Genomic DNA, 4,543 nt, shown 5'->3' on the forward strand with positions numbered 1-4,543 from the left:
CGCCGCGCGGCGGCGCGCTCAGGCGATGTTCGCGCCAATTGTTAACGACGTATTGGCGGTTGCGGTATTCCGGCGGCAGGCGGTCGCCGCGATGGAAGGCGTGATTGGGACCGGCGCCGCGCTCATCGCGACGATCGGGGCCGCGATGGTCGTCGCGGCGGTTGTCGTGTCGATCATCACGGCGATCCGGCGGACCGCGGCGATCATCCTGGCCTTGCGGCGGACGACGGTCGTCGCGCCCGTATTGTTGCGCCTGGGCCAAAGGTAAAGCGCTGATGCCGAGCGTCAGTGCAAGAACCGAGGAGACGATGGATTTCTTATTCATGAAGGGCTCCCTTGTGATATTGACTGTCTGAAACCCCGCCGCATGCATTCTTGCTCCTGATGCGGCAGGACCATACAGTGGATACCTTAACAAGTCCCTTCGTTCCTTGAAGGATGTATCTGAATGCTACCTGATGCCTTTGGCAGGATCGACGCTCGTTCAGTTTCCCTTTAGCCTTCACCCAGGTAAGCCGCCTTAACACGCGGATCATTCAGCATGTCCTTGGCATTGCCGCTCATGGTGATCAGCCCCGACTCCATCACATAACCCCGGTGCGCCGCCTCCAGCGCCAGCTTGGCGTTCTGCTCCACCAGCAGGATCGTGATGCCCTGCGCCGACACGTTGCGGATCACCTCGAAGATCTTCTCCACCATGATCGGCGACAGGCCCATCGACGGTTCATCCAGCAGCAACAACGTCGGATGGCTCATCAGCGCGCGCGCCATCGCCAGCATCTGCTGCTCGCCCCCCGACAAGGTGCCCGCCATCTGGCCGGCGCGTTCCTTCAGGCGCGGGAAGACGGTGAACCAGTGCTCGATGTCCTGCGCGATCTGCTGCTTGTCGTCGCTGGTGTAGGCGCCCATCAGGAGGTTCTCGTGGATGCTCATGCGGGTAAAGACGCCGCGCCCTTCCGGCACCATCGCCAGCTTTTTCTGGACCAGGCTGAAGGAACTCTGCCCCTTCAGCGGCTGGCCCAGGTAGCTGATGTGGCCTTGCACTTTCGAGTCCGGCAAGGTGCCGGTGACGGCTTTCAAGGTGGTGGTCTTGCCCGCGCCGTTGGCGCCGATCAGCGTCACCAGCTCGCCTTCGTTGACTTCCAGGCTCGCGCCCTTGACGGCCTTGATGCCGCCGTAGGCCACGCTCAGGTCTTCGATTTTCAAGATGTTCGTTGTCATTGTCGTGTGTCCTGCGGGCTTAATGGGAAGCGCCTAAGTAGGCTTCAATCACGGCGGGATTTTTTTGCACGTCCGCCGGCACGCCTTCGGCAATCGGCTTGCCGTAGTCCAGCACGGTGAGACGGTTGCACAGGCCCATCATCAGTTTGACGTCGTGTTCGATCAGCAGGATGGTCTTGCCTTCGGCCTGGATCTTCACCAGCAGTTCGCGCAGACCGATCTTCTCGGTGGCGTTCATGCCGGCCGCCGGTTCGTCCAATGCCAGCAGTTGCGGTTCGGTCGCCAAGGCGCGGGCAATCTCCAGTCTTCTCTGGTCGCCGTAGGACAGGTGGCGCGCCGTTCTGGACGAGAATGTGCCGATGCCGACGAAGTCGAGCAGCTTCTGCGACTTGTCCTTGATCGCCGCTTCTTCGTCGCGGGCCGCCTTGTGACGGAACACCGCGCCGAAGACGTTCTGCTTGGTGCGCACGTGGCAGCCGACCATGACGTTCTCCAGCACGGTCATGTCGCCGAACAGGCGGATGTTCTGGAAGGTGCGGGCAATGCCGGCCTTGGCCACTTCGTGCGGGGCGCTCGGGCTGTACGGCTTGCCGGCCAGCTCGAAGCTGCCGGTGTCGGGCTGGTACAGCCCCGTGATGACATTGAAGAAGGTGGTCTTGCCGGCGCCGTTGGGGCCGATCAGGCCGTAAATTTGACCTTGTTCAATGGTGAGGCTCACGCCCGAGAGGGCTTGCAGGCCGCCGAAGCGTTTGCTGACGTCGGCGATTTTTAACAGGGTGTTGGTGCTCATGGGGATTCGTCCTCTGCTGTCTTTTATATGCGCGTCGATGTGGTTACGCCTTGACGACGCCGACGGCGTCACTGCCGTGCGGGTGGTCGGCTTCGGGCCGGTCTTCGTGACGCGGCGACGGCCACAGGCCGGCAGGACGATTCAGCATGATGATCACCATGGCCAGCCCGTAGAGCAGCTGGCGCAGCACTTCGGCGTCGATCCACACCTTGCCGAACAGGCTCATCTGCACCGGCTCGACCACGTGGCGCAGCACTTCCGGCAAGGCGGCCAGGATCACCCCGCCCAGCACCACGCCGGGGATGTGGCCGATGCCGCCCAGCACCACCATGGCCAGCACCGCAATCGATTCGGTCAGCGAGAAGGATTCCGGCGACACGAAGCCCTGGAAGGAGGCGAACATGGCGCCGGCCACACCGCCAAACGACGCGCCCATGGCAAACGCGAGGAGTTTGACGTTGCGCGTGTTGATGCCCATGGCCTTGGCCGCGATTTCGTCTTCGCGGATCGCCACCCAGGCCCGGCCCAGGCGCGAGTCCTGCAGGCGGATCGAGAAGAAGATCACGCCGATACACAGCAGCAGGAACAGGAAGTAATAAGCATTGACCGACGGCATGCTGAAACCGAGGAACTTGACGATCGAGCCCGAACCCGGCTCGCCGGCCAGCGAGACGCCGAAGACGCGGATCGGGTCGATCAGGTTGATGCCCTGCGGACCGTTGGTGATGTTCACCGGTGCGTTCAGGTTGTTCATGAAGATGCGGATGATTTCACCGAAGCCCAGGGTCACGATGGCCAGGTAGTCGCCGCGCAGTTTCAATGTCGGCGCGCCCAGCAAGGCGCCGAACAGGGCCGCGATCAAGGCCGACAGCGGCACGATGATCCACAGCGACAAGTGAATGCCGGTCTGCACGATCTGCGGACCGCACACCATCACGAGGAAGTTGCCCACCGCCGGATAGGTGTTGACGAAGGATTGCAGCACGTCGGCGAACTGCGGCGAGGCCAGCAAGCCGGCGGTGTAGGCGCCGATCGCGTAGAACGCGATGTAGCCCAGGTCCAGCAGGCCGGCGAAGCCCACGACCACGTTCAGGCCCAGGGCCAGCATGATGTACAGCAACGCCATGTCCATGATGCGCACCCACGAGTTGCCGAACATGCTGGCAACGAAGGGGAAGGCGATCATGATGATCAACAGCGCCGCCAGGCTGATCCTGGCCTGCTGCGGGTTGCGTTTCTTGTCGAAGGTGAGGAAGGCCATGTCGGTCTCTCTTTGATATTTTGTTTAACTTAGGCGCGGTCGGCCACGCGTTCACCCATGATCCCCGAGGGACGCAGAGTGAGCACGATGATCAGCACGATGAAGGCGAAGATGTCCTGGTAGTTGCTGCCCAGGAAGTCGCCCGTCAGGTCGCCGATGTAACCGGCGCCCAGGCTTTCGATCAGGCCCAGCAGGATGCCGCCCAGCATGGCGCCGTAGATGTTGCCGATGCCGCCCAGCACCGCCGCCGAGAAGGCCTTCAGGCCCGGCACGAAGCCCATGGCGAATTGGGCGGTGGAGTAGTTCGCCGCCCACATCACGCCGGCAATCGCCGCCAGCGCAGCGCCGATGATGAAGGTGACGACGATGACGCGATTCGAATCCACGCCCATCAACCCCGCAATGCGCGGGTTCTCTGCCGTGGCGCGCATGGCGCGGCCCATCTTGGTCTTCTCGACGATCAGGACCAGGCCGATCATCGCCGCCAGGGCCAGCAGCAACAGCATGATCTGCGTGGGCGAAATCAGCGCGCCGGCGATGTGCACCGGGTCCGACGGCATGATCTGCGGGAACGGCAGCGGGCTGCGGCCCCAGATCATCATGGCCAGCGTCTGCAACAGGATCGACACGCCAATGGCGGTGATCAGGGGCGCCAGGCGCGGCGCATTGCGCAGCGGACGGTAGGCCACCCGTTCGATGATCATGCTGACGATCACGCACACCGGAATCGCGCCGATGATGGCGATGATCAGCTTGACGATGCCCGGCAGGTCCGGCGCCACGTGCTGGATCAGCTTCAGGATGCTCAAGCCCGCCATCGCGCCGATCATGAGCACGTCGCCGTGCGCAAAATTGATCAGGTTCAGCACGCCGTACACCATCGTGTAGCCCAATGCGATCAGGGCGTACATGCTCCCCAGGACCAGGCCGTTGATGATTTGCTGGATGAATATGTCCATATGTCTCCTAAGCTCCTTTTTTTCCGCTTTGCTTGTTGGCTGGCGGTTCTGTGTAAATCTGTGGATTGAATCTTTGCAAATCAGCTTTAAAAATCAGCCTTGAAGCATGTCGCGCGCCACGCGCGCCGCCGCCAGATCCCATGAGGCCTGGCCGACGGTCTTGAAGACCGGCACGCCTTGCACGGGCTCGCCGCGACCGGCCAGGATGTCGCCGATGGCGCGTACGCGGCTCCAGTCGACGCCGGCCTGGATCAGGTCGCCGGCTTCGTGCTTGGCGCCGCCGCAGCGCCTGCTATCGGCGGTGCGACCTTA

The 4,543-nt window shown here is 62.6% G+C and carries 5 protein-coding genes and 1 pseudogene; all 6 read right to left on the reverse strand.

The genetic code is table 11. The annotated features are described in order from the left end of the window. On the reverse strand, positions 1 to 325 hold a 325-nt coding region (locus HLUSI_RS0106295; protein WP_016833188.1), incomplete at its 3' end, for an RcnB family protein. Positions 326 to 495: 170 nt separating this feature from the next. After that, complete coding sequence (locus tag HLUSI_RS0106300) at positions 496 to 1,221, reverse strand: ABC transporter ATP-binding protein (protein ID WP_016833189.1); 726 nt, start codon at positions 1,219 to 1,221, stop codon at positions 496 to 498. Positions 1,222 to 1,240: 19 nt separating this feature from the next. Then, positions 1,241 to 2,011: an ABC transporter ATP-binding protein gene (locus HLUSI_RS0106305; RefSeq protein WP_016833190.1), complete on the reverse strand. Its 771-nt coding sequence runs from the start codon at positions 2,009 to 2,011 to the stop codon at positions 1,241 to 1,243. Between the two features lie 43 nt (positions 2,012 to 2,054). Then, positions 2,055 to 3,272: an ABC transporter permease subunit gene (locus HLUSI_RS0106310; RefSeq protein WP_016833191.1), complete on the reverse strand. Its 1,218-nt coding sequence runs from the start codon at positions 3,270 to 3,272 to the stop codon at positions 2,055 to 2,057. A gap of 29 nt (positions 3,273 to 3,301) precedes the next feature. After that, complete coding sequence (locus HLUSI_RS0106315; protein WP_016833192.1) at positions 3,302 to 4,231, reverse strand: branched-chain amino acid ABC transporter permease; 930 nt, start codon at positions 4,229 to 4,231, stop codon at positions 3,302 to 3,304. Between the two features lie 93 nt (positions 4,232 to 4,324). After that, positions 4,325 to 4,510 (reverse strand): annotated as a pseudogene (locus HLUSI_RS31365) (delta(1)-pyrroline-2-carboxylate reductase family protein); the annotation flags it as partial. Between the last annotated feature and the right edge of the window lie 33 nt (positions 4,511 to 4,543).

It is taken from the genome of Herbaspirillum lusitanum P6-12, assembly GCF_000256565.1.
GTDB lineage: Bacteria > Pseudomonadota > Gammaproteobacteria > Burkholderiales > Burkholderiaceae_D > Herbaspirillum > Herbaspirillum lusitanum.

What these genes read in the sequence shown, in the direction of transcription:
- HLUSI_RS0106300 (WP_016833189.1), bottom strand. Translation starts at nt 1,221, where the DNA reads ATGACAACGAACATCTTGAAAATCGAAGACCTGAGCGTGGCCTACGGC.
- HLUSI_RS0106315 (WP_016833192.1), bottom strand. Translation starts at nt 4,231, where the DNA reads ATGGACATATTCATCCAGCAAATCATCAACGGCCTGGTCCTGGGGAGC.
- HLUSI_RS0106310 (WP_016833191.1), bottom strand. Translation starts at nt 3,272, where the DNA reads ATGGCCTTCCTCACCTTCGACAAGAAACGCAACCCGCAGCAGGCCAGG.
- HLUSI_RS0106305 (WP_016833190.1), bottom strand. Translation starts at nt 2,011, where the DNA reads ATGAGCACCAACACCCTGTTAAAAATCGCCGACGTCAGCAAACGCTTC.